The following is a 15,091-nucleotide window of genomic DNA, read 5'->3' as shown; positions in this document are numbered from 1 at the left end:
AAAATATTTTCAGGAACACGAAAAAGAACAAAACAGTACGCAGTTTTTAAACATTAAAAAAACTCTGGAATGCCCTATTTGCAAGGCTTCCCGGAGTTTTTCTTTGGTTTAAGTGTCAAATATAGGATTATGCGGAAAAATTTTCTATTTTTCTATAGGACTATGGCCCTATTTGCCTATGAAGTTTTTCCTTTTTTGTGGGTAAACTAGATTCAAAGGAGGTATTTAAAATGGGTGACTATCAGGTAACACTTTTTGTATCGCCTTGGAATAAAACTGGCTGTGATGAGGCTAGGGATTACCTGGAAAGTAAGGGAATTCAATACGCAGAAAAAAACACACAGGATCACGGTGCCCGTGGCGAACTGATCAAAAAAACCGGTGGCCTGGACACTCCTACTCTGATAGCGAATGGACATACCGTAGTAGGATTCTTGCCCAACAAATGGAACCACTTACTAAGTGAAGAACCTCTAGAACTTACCTAAGTATTAACAGGCGGGAAATTCCCGCCTGTTAATACCCTAAAGGCACTCGTTCCAGATCCTTCGCTGTCGCTCAGGCTGACATTGAATTTTCATTCTTTGACGGTGCCGTTAACAGCATGGGAATCTTTTAAAATAAAAAATAAATTGCTTTCAAAAAAGGAATTTGTTATTTTTTGGCGAATCATGGGTATTTGGAAATTGATCTGGCATACTATCTTAGTCTTACTAAATGCGGTACTGCCGGAATACTAAGGAGGCAGTGTTAAGTATGGGCACCGTAACGGTCCTTCGCCATCCACTGGCAGATGAACAGCTTCAATTGATCAGAAATAAAGAAAGTGATATCACAATTTTCCGCACAGCGATGACGCGATTAGGCGGCCTACTGGCCATTGAGGCCACTAAAGATTCTCCCACCAAGGAAATCAAAATAACCACGCCCATGGAAGTTGAAACAACTGTATTCGCTTTAGAGGATGAAAAAATATTGTTAGTCCCCATTCTTCGTGCGGGTCTGGGATTGGTGGAAAGCTTCCTTACCTACTTACCCAAGGCGAAAGTCGCCCATATTGGTATGTCTAGGGATCACGATACTCTCCAGGCAAAGCTCTATGTTAACAGCTTACCAAAAAGTTTAGAGGATTTTAAACAAATCTTAGTTTTAGACCCGATGTTGGCCACTGGCAACAGCTGTGTCAAGGCCCTTGAAGTGTTAGAAGAATTTGGAGCCAACACCTCCATTATTAAAGTAATTTGTGCCTTCGCTGTCAAACAAGGTTTAGAGCAAATTTCACAGAAATATCCTAGGGTTCATGTCGTAGCAGGGGTTATAGATCCAGTCCTTACCAATATTGGTTACATTTCCCCGGGTTGCGGAGATGCTGGGGACAGGTTATACTTACTTTAGTGACAAAATAACTTACCAAAATTTAACACCTTTAAATTAGTACAGAGAGACTAATAAGGTAGCTAACAGGATATTTATATTCTTATCATTATTTAGCTTCTTACAGTTCTCTGTAAGGAGCTAATTTATTTTTTAAGGGCAAAAACTAAGGAGGAAAAACAATGGTAAAACGTGAGATCCAAGTAGAAGCAAGACTTCCCTTGCTCCAAACCTTACCCCTAAGTCTACAGCATTTATTTGCAATGTTTGGGTCGACAGTACTGGTGCCAATCTTGTTCCAGGTAAACCCTGCCACCATTCTACTCTTCAATGGTATTGGAACGCTATTTTACCTTTTTCTTTGTAAGGGTCGTATTCCAGCCTATTTAGGTTCCAGCTTTGCCTTCATATCCCCTGTATTTGCAGTGCTAAGCAAATATGACTATAGCACCGCTTTGGGTGGTTTTATCGTTGTCGGCTTTATTTTCTGCGCTGTTTCACTTTTGGTCGGGGCCGTCGGTACAAAATGGATTGATGTGGTTTTCCCACCTGCCGCCATGGGTGCAATCGTAGCTGTAATTGGTCTTGAATTAGCCCCTGTTGCTGCCCAGATGGCCGGGCTTGCCTCTGCGGACCCTGCCAACTATGTTGCTGACCCAAAGATAATTACGGTATCCTTGTTTACACTGGGAGTAACTATTTTAGGCAATGTAGTATTTCGTGGTTTTCTGGCCATCATTCCGATCCTAGTGGGTATTATTTCCGGTTATATCCTCGCTGCCTTTATGGGTCTGGTAAATACGGAGGCCATTGCTCAGGCCAGTTGGTTTGCTATGCCTACCTTCTACAGCCCTACCTTTAATATTAATGCCATTATGATTATTATTCCCGCAGCCCTGGTGGTTATTGTTGAACATATTGGTCACCTTTTTGTAACCAGCAACATTGTTGGCCGTGATTTAGCCAAGGATCCCGGCCTGCATCGTTCTCTGCTAGGTAACGGTATCTCTACTATGTTTTCTGGCTTCTTTGGTTCCACGCCCAACACAACCTACGGTGAAAACATTGGTGTTTTGGCCCTAACGAAGGTTTATAGCACCTGGGTTATCGGTGGTGCTGCGATTTTCGCCATTATTCTCTCCTTTGTCGGAAAGCTTGCCGCAGCCATACAAAGCATTCCCACTCCGGTTATGGGTGGTGTATCTTTACTGCTCTTTGGTGTTATTGCCGCATCCGGTATTCGGATGCTGGTGGAAGCAAAGGTTGATTACAGCAAAGCATCCAATCTAATTTTAACCTCCGTAGTGCTTATCATCGGCGTAAGTGGTGCACAGATACAAATGGGTGCTGTCAGTCTAACCGGCATGGGTCTGGCCACAGTGGTGGGCATGCTTTTAAGCCTGATGTTTTATGTGCTGGAAACTGTCAATATGAGTAATGAAAAAAGCAATTAGCTAGAAAAGCAACCGCCTGGTATGCAGGGCGGTTGCTTTTTGCTTTTAGCATGGATTACCATCATCCCTTTGTCACCTTGAGCGATCGTGAAGGAGCTTTCTGGCATTGCAAGGTTAGATCCAAGATCCTTCGCTGTGGCTCGGGCTGACATTCAATTTTCATGCTTGGATGGTGCCGTTAACGGCATGGAAGTCATTTAGCTGTCAGCTTTGGAGCTAATGGCTAATAGCTAACGACCACTTCACGGCTCAGGACCAACTACTTTCTGCTGTCCTTTGGCAACTTTATTTTGTTGCCGCACCTCTTTCACTAACATAAAAATTATGATACCACTAAGTATAGCTGCCGTGCTTAGCATAAGATAAACTGCCAAGACAGGTAACAACAGTTGTTTAAAGAAAACAGCGGTTCCAGAAAGTATGAGGGTTATGCCAAAATATAGTCTTATTTTCATACCCTTAATATATGCGGTGGCAACGGAACCAATCTGGGCTCCCACTGCTGCGCCGATTACCATAACCATAGCCCCGATAATTTCTACCTTACCTGCTAAAGCATAGATATAAGCTCCCCAGGAATTCGTGATTAATATAGCAAACAAATCCGTACCAACTGCCATTACTGTCGGTAGTCCCAGAAAATAAATAAGTACCGGGACCCTAACAAACCCCCCGCCAACCCCTAAGAAACCGGAAAGAAACCCTGTGGTTACACTCAAAAAAACAATTACCCAAATGGATATGGCAGATACGTTGGATGTAGGGAAACTAATAAATGGTCCAACTCGAATTTTTCGTATCCACTTAGAAAGTTGGCTCCTTGCTGCTTCGGCCTCCAGTTGCTGTCTTTCGTTCAGCCTGGTATAAAAATAATATTCCCGGATCATAAAGAAGCCCAAGGCAAAAAGGAGAAAAATGTAAATCATTCTAACAATAGGCCCCGCTTGACCAAGCTTTTCCAAATATAAAATAGATTGTTTCCCTACAGAAACGCCATACATACCAAGCAAACCCATGATTAAACCCAACTTAAAATCCACATGCCTCAGCAATGAATGTTTAAAGGTAGCAACAATTGATTTACCAAAAATATGGGCTATATCCGTGCCAATGGCAAAGGCCATGGGAAAACCAAATATATTTAGGGCGGGGGTTACAATAAAAGCCCCCCCTATACCAAAAAATCCCCCCAATACACCAACGAAAAAACCTATGAAAAGCAAAGCCCAACCACTGACATCTGCATTCGCTATGGGTAAATGTAGCAAGTCATCCCCCTCATTTCCTACTCTCCCTTAATGCCAAATAACCGAAGAATTATTTCCGTGAATAGCCCGACGGAAACACCAACCACGGCCATTAGGGTGACCACAATTAATCCGTATTGAGCTTTATGAAGTTGGTAGATAGCAACAATATACTCATTCAAAGCATCAATGATAATAATCACCTGCCCCAGGAAAGTAGTGACAAACCTTTTTGAAATAACCAAGATAATCAACCGTATTTTTAACTAATTGTAGTGACAACATTGTGACATTCTTCACTTGTTTTTTAAAGATTTTAGATTTTGTTTTTCAGCGTCATCCTAGCATAACTAGCTAATATTTTCAAGATTTTCTTTGGTTTTCAAAGGTAATCCAAGTATTTACAAAAGGAATATTATCAAATAACTTTTGGATATTTTTTAAAAACCCCGTTGTACTTTGACAATATATTTCTTTTAATTGTGATATAAGCGTGATATAATTCACTTAAGTTTGGATGTTTTGGGGGTGAACGTTCTTGGTCTGGTTTAAGGCAGGTCCATTATTTGAAGACTCTGAACAGTTGGCCAAAATGTATCATGATAAATTGGTTTCTGCAGAAAAGGCGGTAGCTATTATTTCCTCCGGGGATAATATCGTTGTTCCTCCCGGTGCTGCTGAACCAGAATTGTTAATGGAAACTCTGGCAAACAGAAAAGGTGAGTTAAAAGATGTCAGAATTCACCAAATGCTGCCTTTAAGGGAAGCAAGTTATCTTAAACCTGGGATGGAGAAACATTTCCGCCATGTATCTTGGCTAACAAGCAGTATCGTTAAAAGAGGTGTTAAGGAAGGCCGGGCTGGCGTTATGCCCGGATATTTATTCGAATATCCGCAATTTATCAGAGAAATGGAAGTAGACGTGTTTATGGGTACTGTCTCCCCCATGGACGAACATGGCTATTTCAGTTTTGGTGTATCTGTTGACTACACAATTGCTGCGGCTGGCTGTGCTAAAAAGGTAATTCTAGTGGTAAACCCAAACATGCCCCGGACAATGGGTTACAGTTTTATTCATATTTCCCAGGCTGATATGATCGTTGAGGACAACTCACCTCTATTGGAAGTATCAAAACCTGTACAAAGTAAAATTGATAATAAAATCGGGGATTATGTGTGTGAAATTGTAGAAGATGGTTCAACTATCCAACTGGGTTTAGGTTCTTTGGCCAATTCCGTGGCCCAGTGTCTAAGTGTAAAAAAAGGACTTGGTATCCATAGTCACTTTATTACAGATTCCATCGTTGACTTAGTAGAGTGTGGTGCCATAACCAACCGCAGGAAAAACCTTCACCAGGGTAAAATTATTTGCAGCTCCGCTGTGGGTACAAAGCGGCTTTATGATTTTATCAATAACAATCCCTTGTTTGAAATGCACGCTGTCTCTTACACCAATGACCCTATGGTCATTGCTAAGAATAATAATATGATAGCCATCAATAGTGTTGATGAAATTGATCTCTTAGGTCAGTGTGCATCAGAGCCCATTGGTCCCAAATTATATTCAGGCACCGGGGAACAGGTTGATTTTGCGAGGGGTGCCTTGAACGCGCTTCATGGCAAAAGTATTGTCATTCTTCATTCCACCCATAAAGGCAGAACAAAAATCGTACCAGCCTTAGAGAGTGGTTCGGTGGTAAGCCTTAGCAAAAATGATGTAGATTATGTTGTCACTGAATACGGTATTGCGAGACTTAAAGGAAAAACCTATCGACAGAGGGCAGAAGCTCTGATCTCCATTGCCCACCCTGATCACAGGGATGGCTTGGCCGAAGCTGCTAAAAAATTTGGTCTGACTAGATAAAAAAGCCGCATTGCACCTACTTGCAATGCGGCTTTTATTATTACTTTACTATTCTAAATTTGTTTTTAGCTCTGCTCGTCTTTCTTTTTCCCTTTGGTTCTCAATAAATTCAAGTATTTGAGCCACAGTCAAAAGGATAATTGGTATCATAAACAGCGTTATGACAAGAATTGCCGAAATGGAAGCATCCTGGGAGCCCATCGATAAAAATGAAGCCGGTTTAATATCTAATGTCTGGGGAGTTGCTGCTACGATTTGATTATTGACCAAGGTCATGGCTGTAACCTTGATGGATCCCAGAGGCATTCCTTCAATTAACGGAATCTCCACCTTATATTTACCGCCTTCTTTCTGGACAACTCCTTGCCTTATGCCATATAGGCGATTATCTTCCTTTTTCTCGATGGCCAGTTTAATGTAATCCTGTTGGTGCTTGTTGTAAGCCTCTGGGAGATCCTGCCGCATCCTAACCCAGGCATCTGTTTTTAACTGTGGGTAATCGGCAATTATCCCTAACGGATGGGCAAGTTTTTCATCTGTTATACTGTTAATATCCGATGTTAGAACCTGGTAATAGCCTGGAATTCCTTGAACCTCTGCCTCATTAAACTTTACCAAGGATGAGTTCTTTAAGAGGCTTACTAAAACAGGTCGATCCGGTCCCTGCAATTGAATGATGACCGGTGCATCCTTTGGTACCTCCCCAGAGACCACAATTTTTTGTTTCGTTGGGTCCAAACCAACTTCACACTGATATTGGGAAAGCTCACAGGAAATATTGGAGGCCAGTACAGGACCGGGAAAAAGCATGATGGCTAACAACAATAGGGTAAATATTCTCATCCTTGAACACCCCCAAACCAGCCAAGAAGTTTTAGTGGAAGGATGATTTGATGCATGAAAGCACTCTGAATGGGATTGCTTATCATTAAGGCCCATAAGGTAAAGGAGGTAATTGCAACCAACAAAGCTGCTACGGGAATGGGATAAAGTTTCTTTTTAACAACCGTGGATAATGCCAATATGGTGACGGCTGAACCCAGAAACATCCATAATAGAATCTGTAGATTTAAGGGTATCGCTAAAAAGTCGTGCCACATAGCAATTGACAGCATGCCAATAAAATTAAACAGCATGGAAGTTGCCACTGCCACCATCACAGGAATATCAAGGCAAATAATTAATATGGGACAAACGATGATCGTTGCAATGGGTCCAAAAATTTTACCTGTAAAGGCTAATAATATTCCTAAAAATAGGGGTACTAAGAAGGATACGTTGATTCCGCTAACTGATAAATACATCTTACCAGGCATCCGGCCAATCATTTTTATTACTATTTTTCTCTGCCTATTATTCGGTTTTGGCAGCAAAGCAAAGGGACGAATCTTGTAAATTACCGCAGCTATCAATAAAACTAGATAAGGCAGTAAAACCAGTGGGCTAAGATCACCCATCCCACCGAAAAAAATGAGTCCGGCGAATAATCCTATAACGAGTAAAAATAGCAACCTATAATCGATGTTCCCTGTCTGCCAATGTCCAACTACGGCCGGGATAATCAGTGCAGCAAAATGTGCTAAACCAATGGGTATCGCCATTTCCGGCGGTAACCCAGTTACAAACACTAAAAGTGGCACAATCATGTATATACTTGCCTTCCCCAAGAGAGGGAAAAGCACGCCTCCGAGTATACCAATAACCATAAATAATAGTGACCCTGAAAATAAAATACTTTCCATTTTTCCGAGCCTCCCATAAAACAATCTTCTTAAATCATATATAGTAGCAAATACCATGCCACATTGGTTGTGCACGTTATTGCAAACCCAAAGCCCGTAAAAGACAAAGAAACGGCTCAATTAAGCCGTTTCTTTGTCTTTTTATTTTATTATTGTGGTGACAAATTTGGGTCAATTTCACCCAAGGTGAGCAATATTTACCCACCTATTCAATTTCCAGTTCCTTCATCTTGGCATAAAGGGACCTTCTATTAATTCCTAAGGCTTTGGCCGCGGTGGTACGGCACCAATTATTTTCCCCTAATGTCTTAATAATAATTTTCCGTTCAACATCCGCCACGATTTGTTTCAGTGGTAAATTCAAATCATTAATATATACCTTGTCCGTGGGTATTTTTTTCTCAGGGGCTCCTAATTGAATATCCTCTGGTACGATGATGGTCCCCCTGGCCATGACAATCGAACGTTCAATCAGATTCTCCAATTCCCGAACATTGCCTGGCCAATCATAATTTTTTAATAATTCGATTGTTTCATTGGAAAAACCCTTAATATCTTTATTAAACTCTTTATTATATTTGGCCAGGAAGTAGGCCACTAGGGGCAAAATATCTTCTTTTCTTTCACGTAAAGGAGGTATTTCAATGTTTACCACATTTAGTCGAAAAAACAGATCTTCCCGGAACTCTCCTTCCAGGACACTTTGTTTTAGTTTTCGATTTGTAGCGGCAACAATTCGCACATCTACCTTGATGGTCTTTGTACCACCCACCCGATCAAATTCTTTTTCTTGAATGGCCCGGAGAAGTTTGGCTTGGGTAGAAAGGCTAATTTCCCCTATTTCATCAAAAAAAACAGTTCCTTCATGGGCCAGCTCAAATTTACCTACCTTATACGAGCTAGCACCGGTAAAAGCACCCTTTTCATAACCAAATAATTCGCTTTCTAATAGACTATCCGGTAGGTTCGCACAATTTATTTTTATAAAGGGTTTATTTCTGCGGGAGCTATTATAATGAACCGACCTAGCTACCAATTCTTTACCCGTACCACTCTCCCCTTGAATTAAAACAGTGACATTACTATCTGCAACTCTGCCAATATCTTTGTATACCTGCCTCATACCAGGGGAATTTCCTATTATATTAACACCATTTGTTTCTACCTGTTCTACGGTTTGAGGAAAGGAAGCGACCGTACCGGATTGGGCCACAGCCCTTTGGACCAGGCCTAGAAATTCATCCAAATCAAAGGGTTTAACAATATAATCAAAGGCACCCAGTTTCATTGCTTTTATGGCTACATCGGTGGTACCAAAGGCAGTCATTAAAATAACCGGCGTATTTAGGCCGGATGATTTGATGTATTCAAGCAAAGCAAAGCCATCCTTTTCAGGCATACGAATGTCCGTAATAAGAACATCTGGTTTAAACTGCAGTAACTTCTCCTGACATTGCAGTCCATCGATAGCCGTATCTACTAAATATTTTTCGTCCGTAAGTACATCAAAAAGAAACTGCCTTACGCTTTCTTCATCATCTACCACCAGCACTCTCTTTAACGACATTCTTTATCCCTCCTTGGAGTCCTTGGTAAAATGATCGGATTCTATTGGTAATAGAATATGAACGCTGGTACCAACTCCCACCTGACTTTTAATTTCAATTTTTCCTCCTTGGGCTCTAATAATTTCATCCGCTATGGTTAGTCCCAGGCCTGTACCCTTGGCCCGGGTGGAAAAGAAGGGGTCAAATACCTTCTCCAATAATTCTTCCGATATGCCGCACCCGTTATCTTGAATATCAACATAAACCATCTTATCCACTGCGCTAAAACCAGTATGAACCTCTATCTCGCCGCCTTCGGGCATAGCCTGAACACCATTATAGATGATATTCATTAGTACCTGTTCAACTTGATCCGGATCGATATAAACATTGGGTATATCATCCTGGGCATGAAAAAGAATGCGGATTTTTTCTGAGTGAGTCTCTTCAAAAAAGTTTAGAACTCTACTCATTAATTGATTAATGGAAAGCACTTTTTGCAAAGAATGTGTGGGTCTGGCAAAAAAGAGCAATTTATTGACAATCGAATCCAGCCTCCTTACCTCTCGATAAATGGTATTGAGCGACTTTACAGTGGGGGATTTACTTTTGAGCCAGAATTGAATATAGCCACTAATTGAGGTCAAAGGATTTTTAATTTCATGGGCTACACCAGTCACTAATTTCCCCAGAGAAGCTAAGCGTTCCTGCCTTCTCATTTGTTCTTCCATCCGCATCCGTGCAGTAACATCACGGCAACTCAAAACGGCTCCCACTACTTTATGGTGGGCATCATACAACACAGATGTATTAGCCATTAATTGCAATTCCTGTCCTCCTAAAAACTTAGTTTTAATTTCTTTACTTTCCTGACCCAATAAACAAATATTAAACAGGTCAATAATTTCATTGTTTTTAGGAAAAATCTCCGAAAAGTGCTTATCCAAAACATCTTCCGAAAGCTGGAATATGATGCGAGCCGTGGCGTTTACACTAACGATTCTACCTTCCATATTGACGGCCACAATTCCCGCATTAATACTGGCCAATATGATTTCATTGTAGTTCTGAGCGCGAACTAATCGCGCCGCCAAATCATTGATCGCCTTGGATATTTCACCTAATTCACCCATGGTAGGTGGAATAACATAGGTAAGATCATGCTGCATTCTTTGCAAACCGCTTTTTATATTCGCCACTGTATCTAAATAATTTTTCAAAAGGAAAAAAGTACTGCATAATCCTAACATAAAGCCAAAAAAGATTACCGTATAGGCAAAACTCTCCGCTTGTAGAATTTCCCGGTTGATCCCACCCAATCTTTCTCCGGCCCAAATTACTGCTACAACTTTCCCATTCTCTAGAAGTGGCCGAAATATGACTAGTTTTTGGTGACCAACAGAACCCATTACCACTTCCAAGGGTTCTTTCGTAAAAGCAACTTGATCAAAGGCATCCTTCCATTGGGCCTGCTCTGACCATTGTGTCTCTTCAGAAACATCTAAAAAAAGGTCTTTGAAATCCATATAGGGCAAGTGGCTATCCTGACCCATCTGCACCAGGACTGCTTTTATTTCAGGCGAATAATAACCTAACTCAATACCTTGGTATCTTTGAAACACCTTCATGACAGCACCGGCTAATTCCCTATTGAGACTTTTAATCTGTTCAATACGATTCTTCTTAAGGGATTCTTGTTTCTTGATTAATTGCGAAATGTTTGGTGGCACCTTTTGGCTAAGTTCCTCCACTGCCATGGTCAAGGTTTCCCTTTGCTCATCTAAAACCACTGGCATCGTATGGTTTACCATGTAAAGCATCGCGCCAATAATAAGCACTGGCAGCAACAATAATAGGGCGATTAAAACCATCAATTGATTTTTGAATTTGCTAATCATAAATTTTTCACCTTATACCGTTTAATAAACTAATCTTAGCATTTCCGTCGAACCTAGCCAACAAAAAAAATAACAACATTAGACCTTCATAATTGGGCAAAATAAATGCCATAGGAGGTGATAACTTGTCCATCATTGACGAATACAAAAAGGGTGTAAAATATGAATTACCGGAAATTGAATATTATCTGCACCGACCAGTAGGCCATACACAGCCCCGTGAAATAAAATCTCAAAAAGCACAGTTAAACAGCGTCCATCAGCATGGTACTCAAAAAAGTGTTAAAATGGGTATGCATCACAAAACAGGCGTTAGAGATATGAAACACAATATTAACCGTGATTAGAAAAACTTGGCTTGCACCTATGATCGTGCTCGTTTATGCCCCCACCGCGGGGGCTTTTCAATTTTTACTTATTAAGCTAGTATAATAACGAGGTGACTTAAGTGAAAAAAATTAGTTGGCTGCTCTTATGTTCTATTATTTTGATTATACTATCTGGTTGCAGTATGAACGAAATTCAAAATAACGAACAGCAACAAATAAAAAGTTCTGTCGTTCAAAAAGAAGTTACCTTTCAAGATATTTCCTCAAAGGAATTAAGGGGATTCATTACTTCGGACGACATTTTGCTTATCGATGTAAGGGAACCTTATGAGTTTGAGGAGGGTTATATCAGCAACTCTATCAATATCCCGTTGGGACAATTGGATAACCGTTTAAGCGAATTGTCAAAGGATCAATCGATCGTGGTCTATTGTCGTTCTGGCCGTCGTAGTGCTGCTGCAGCGGAGATATTCGTTATTAATGGGTTTCTAAAGGTGTACAATTTAAAAGGTGGCATTCTTCAATGGCCCTATGACCTGGTAAAACCAAATTTGGTACTACATTAGAAAAACTTGGCTTACGCCATGCCCTAAAGGGCACGAGAGTCTTGCATCATCATTATAAATTTTATACTTTGATAGTGTTAATAAAGGAACCCCCTAGGGGGTTCCTTTTGTGCAAAATTTTAGCTTAACCCATCTTTATTATTTTCCTCTTCGCTGTCATTGTTAACCTGACTATGGAATATTTCCTTTAAGGTCATCTCTGCAACGTCCTTCTCTCTAAAACCGACCTTCCTCTCAACCTGAACCATCACATCCCGCACACCCCTAGCCCTGGTGGCAGCTTCAATGGCATTGTTTATTTCCTCTTCACTTTCGGCACGCCCACGCAGGTAAACAATGCCTCCGATACTTTCTGCTCCGATATTCTTTAAATTGACACCGTTATTCTCTAACTCTTCATAAACCTCAGCAGTTACTTCACCATCATTAATCTGACCATCCGTGCTTATGGTAACACCATTTTCAATACTTTTAATACCAGAAACCCTGGATACCAATTCATGTAATTGTCTTCTTTCATGCAGGGTATCCACCAGACCCATTAGGTGGACTTCCCCCTTTTGGACTTGCACTTTAATCCCATAATCCTTTAGACCATTGGTTCTGTCAATGATTGACTGTATATCTTTCTGCAGTTCCTTGTCTTGAAATCTTGACATTTTCTCATCTCCTTCGGGATAAGCTTACTGCTATTATTCCCCCAAAGAGGAGAGCTATCAGTGTTAATTTTTTTAGTTATATTAATTGAAAAGGCTTTAGTCGACCCTGATCAACCACCACAGCATGGCCGTAGGCAGCTAGACTAAAAACTTCTTCGGCCTCATATAAGGGAACACCTTTTAGTTCAACCTTTTTCAGGTCACCTTCACCCACTCCCCTGAGGGCTAATTCGTACAGGTACTGAACAGCCTGGGGCATGAAGCCCAGTAATCTGGCACCCACCACATCCGTGGCCACAGGATCTGTACCAGCAATTACGATGTCTGAATTAACAGGTTTACCCTGGGAAGGACCTGTACCAATCATTCCTTTATTACCACTTAAAATAGTCAGGTCGATCGGTATTTTCTCTGCCATAGCAGCAATAAAACCGTGCAGACGTTCATGAATACCCCTTTGCGCCTTGGGCCAACCATGAATTTCAGCCGGTGGCCAGGACAAGGCGATGTTTTTTACACCCAAGGAGACAGTTGCCTCTTCATGATACTTTATTTGGGTGAAGGAGATTAACACATCCGCCTCCGTTATCAACTTATTAATCGGTGTGGCGGGTGGATAGGAATGATTTAATGCCAGGTCTATATATGGACCATAGTTGGTATCCACAAATTCCACCTGCTCTTGTTGTAAAATATGTAGATAGCCCGTTTGTTCCATAACCTTGGGCGTGGGATCCCCACCAGAGCCACAGGCCACAACAATTCTTCCCGGCTGCTGCTTTTTAATAAACTTAATCAACTCCCTCAGGGTTTCCGGACCCACTACTGTACCCGTTTCAGGTGGTCTGGTATTAACCCAATTGGGTGTTATAACCACGGTATCGCCGGTTTTAAAAATTTCTTGTACTGGCAACATTTCAATGGCACGGCAAACAGCCTGTCCCTCCAATGGGTCTCTGGTTATAGCAACTACCGCCCGATCAACTTTTCTTTTTCTCATTTGAACCTCCCGGAATTTTAGCTGTGTCAGCACTGACACCATGGCCTACTGAGACGCCTAAGCTTTTGTCAAAAAATTTATTCTTTACTAGGTGCCACTTGTGGCATAAGGGAAGGACTCTGACACTGTGTATCAATTTGCCAATTTCTTATTTTATTATCACTTATGATACTTATAAGAACGTGGCTAAACTCTTTATATTGTTCCTTTACTGACGATGCCACCCTTTGATTAATCTCATCACACTGGGCTAGGCAAATTCGTTCATTTGCTTCAATGATTAATTCCACCAAATAACTTTTAGGGCCAATACTCATGGATCGAACGCTATGAACATCCTTAACCCCATCCAGTGCTAAAACATAGTTGCCCATGTCTTGAATTAATTCCGGTGCAGCGGCTTCACCTAAAATTGCCGCAACATTTTCCCTGGCTGTGGCCAAGCCGATCAATAGGAGAATGACTCCAATCACAACGGATGCAATTCCATCAAACAGAACATTTCCTGTTACAACCGAAAGAATAATGGCTGTACCTGCTATGATCAGTCCCATTAACGCAGCCGAGTCCTCTAAAAATATAAAACGGGTGGCTGGTGTGGCTTTCGTCAAAGCAGGAATCACTTTGGTGAACATTCTGGCCCCCGAGGTCGTTTCACCCACCTCATGCATGATCGCCTTAACTGCCATGGTCAATGAATAGATTTCAAATAAAATACTAATGCCAATGATAATCAAGTTTAACGTAATATATCCTAAGTGCTCAGGGTGCATTATTTTTTGAATACCACCGTAAATTGAAAGGGCACCACCAATAAATAGCATGCCCAAACTGGCTACAAAGCTCCAGAAAAATACCCTTTTGCCATGACCAAACTGATAACGCTCATCCACCGGGCGTTGGGCTTGACGAATACCGATTAAAAGAAAAAAACCGTTAGCCCAGTCTCCCACTGAATGTTTAAATTCAGCCATCATCGAGGCACTCCCACTAAGTATCGCACCAACTAATTTCATTATCGCAATGACACCATTAGCCAAAAGGGCGGCTTTGATTGCTGATTCACTATTGTGTGCCATCGAATTCCTCCCTAAACAAAAAATTACCATGCTTTTGCCCAAACAGAACCTAACCTTTCTTATTCTATCTTGGTACATGCAGGAAAATTCATTATTTGTGTAATTTAAAAAATGTTAGAAAAGCTAAGGCTCACGCCAGCCTATAGCGTGAGTCTTAGCTTTTCTTATACTATCATCCTTAAAATCTTATACTTTCTGCTAGTACAAAATAGAGTAGGGAAACCAGTCTCCTGGCTTCCCCCTCATCAAACCGTACGTGCCCTACTAAGGCATACGGCTTACCAAGTGTGATTTGACGTTATAAAGTGTACTGCGCTACTCGTTGGGCATAC

The 15,091-nt window shown here is 41.2% G+C and carries 15 protein-coding genes; 6 read left to right on the top strand and 9 right to left on the bottom strand.

Translation table 11 applies throughout. The annotated features are described in order from the left end of the window. Positions 1-230 precede the first annotated feature (230 nt). The 3 genes from V6C11_RS16765 to uraA all read left to right on the top strand — a co-directional run bounded on the left by V6C11_RS16765 (position 231) and on the right by uraA (position 2,828). Positions 231-488, top strand: a complete 258-nt coding sequence (locus V6C11_RS16765) for an NrdH-redoxin (RefSeq protein WP_333532347.1) — start codon at positions 231-233, stop codon at positions 486-488. A gap of 268 nt (positions 489-756) precedes the next feature. Further along, entirely contained in the window at positions 757-1,395 is a 639-nt protein-coding gene (upp, locus tag V6C11_RS16760) for a uracil phosphoribosyltransferase (RefSeq protein WP_333532346.1), read from the top strand. Between the two features lie 161 nt (positions 1,396-1,556). Beyond that, positions 1,557-2,828, top strand: a complete 1,272-nt coding sequence (uraA, locus tag V6C11_RS16755) for a uracil permease (protein WP_333532345.1) — start codon at positions 1,557-1,559, stop codon at positions 2,826-2,828. Between the two features lie 242 nt (positions 2,829-3,070). On the opposite strand, the gene V6C11_RS16750 is transcribed toward uraA, so the two are convergent. Both V6C11_RS16750 and V6C11_RS16745 read right to left on the bottom strand, forming a co-directional pair. Then, positions 3,071-4,096 carry a sulfite exporter TauE/SafE family protein gene (locus V6C11_RS16750; protein ID WP_333532344.1) on the bottom strand — a complete coding sequence of 342 codons (1,026 nt, stop codon included), beginning with the start codon at positions 4,094-4,096 and terminating at the stop codon, positions 3,071-3,073. Positions 4,097-4,113: 17 nt separating this feature from the next. Continuing rightward, complete coding sequence (locus tag V6C11_RS16745; RefSeq protein WP_333532343.1) at positions 4,114-4,320, bottom strand: MFS transporter; 207 nt, start codon at positions 4,318-4,320, stop codon at positions 4,114-4,116. Positions 4,321-4,613: 293 nt separating this feature from the next. Between V6C11_RS16745 and V6C11_RS16740 the strand changes: the two genes are divergently transcribed. Next, positions 4,614-5,939 (top strand): acetyl-CoA hydrolase/transferase family protein, encoded by a 1,326-nt coding sequence (locus V6C11_RS16740; protein ID WP_333532342.1) that lies wholly within the window; start codon positions 4,614-4,616, stop codon positions 5,937-5,939. A gap of 48 nt (positions 5,940-5,987) precedes the next feature. Here V6C11_RS16740 and V6C11_RS16735 read toward each other — a convergent pair whose 3' ends face one another. The 4 genes from V6C11_RS16735 to atoS all read right to left on the bottom strand — a co-directional run bounded on the left by V6C11_RS16735 (position 5,988) and on the right by atoS (position 11,126). Next, a complete protein-coding gene (locus V6C11_RS16735; protein ID WP_333532341.1) occupies positions 5,988-6,782 on the bottom strand; it encodes a TIGR02186 family protein in 795 nt (264 codons plus the stop codon). Further along, positions 6,779-7,681, bottom strand: coding sequence for a sulfite exporter TauE/SafE family protein (locus tag V6C11_RS16730; protein WP_333532340.1), 903 nt, complete (start codon positions 7,679-7,681; stop codon positions 6,779-6,781). The genes V6C11_RS16735 and V6C11_RS16730 overlap by 4 nt, the downstream gene beginning before the upstream one ends. A gap of 205 nt (positions 7,682-7,886) precedes the next feature. After that, positions 7,887-9,248: a sigma-54-dependent transcriptional regulator gene (locus V6C11_RS16725; protein WP_333532339.1), complete on the bottom strand. Its 1,362-nt coding sequence runs from the start codon at positions 9,246-9,248 to the stop codon at positions 7,887-7,889. A gap of 3 nt (positions 9,249-9,251) precedes the next feature. After that, the gene (gene atoS / locus V6C11_RS16720; RefSeq protein WP_333532338.1) at positions 9,252-11,126 is read right to left on the bottom strand and encodes a two-component system sensor histidine kinase AtoS; all 1,875 of its coding nucleotides are present in this window, start codon (positions 11,124-11,126) and stop codon (positions 9,252-9,254) included. A gap of 125 nt (positions 11,127-11,251) precedes the next feature. Between atoS and V6C11_RS16715 the strand changes: the two genes are divergently transcribed. Together V6C11_RS16715 and V6C11_RS16710 are read left to right on the top strand one after the other, a co-directional pair. Further along, positions 11,252-11,473 carry a hypothetical protein gene (locus V6C11_RS16715; RefSeq protein WP_333532337.1) on the top strand — a complete coding sequence of 74 codons (222 nt, stop codon included), beginning with the start codon at positions 11,252-11,254 and terminating at the stop codon, positions 11,471-11,473. 101 nt (positions 11,474-11,574) lie between these two features. Then, complete coding sequence (locus V6C11_RS16710) at positions 11,575-12,021, top strand: rhodanese-like domain-containing protein (RefSeq protein ID WP_333532336.1); 447 nt, start codon at positions 11,575-11,577, stop codon at positions 12,019-12,021. Positions 12,022-12,140: 119 nt separating this feature from the next. Here the strand turns inward: V6C11_RS16710 and V6C11_RS16705 are convergent, their stop codons facing one another. The 3 genes from V6C11_RS16705 to V6C11_RS16695 form a co-directional block, all read right to left on the bottom strand. Further along, positions 12,141-12,680 carry a BON domain-containing protein gene (locus tag V6C11_RS16705; RefSeq protein WP_333532335.1) on the bottom strand — a complete coding sequence of 180 codons (540 nt, stop codon included), beginning with the start codon at positions 12,678-12,680 and terminating at the stop codon, positions 12,141-12,143. A 76-nt stretch (positions 12,681-12,756) separates the two neighbouring features. After that, positions 12,757-13,680 (bottom strand): DUF362 domain-containing protein, encoded by a 924-nt coding sequence (locus V6C11_RS16700; RefSeq protein ID WP_333532334.1) that lies wholly within the window; start codon positions 13,678-13,680, stop codon positions 12,757-12,759. A 77-nt stretch (positions 13,681-13,757) separates the two neighbouring features. Next, entirely contained in the window at positions 13,758-14,759 is a 1,002-nt protein-coding gene (locus V6C11_RS16695) for a cation diffusion facilitator family transporter (protein WP_333532333.1), read from the bottom strand. Positions 14,760-15,091: the final 332 nt, after the last annotated feature.

The organism is Desulfotomaculum sp. 1211_IL3151 (assembly GCF_036763075.1).
GTDB lineage: Bacteria > Bacillota > Desulfotomaculia > Desulfotomaculales > Desulfotomaculaceae > Desulfotomaculum.
This window is presented reverse-complemented; position numbering and strand designations above follow the sequence as displayed.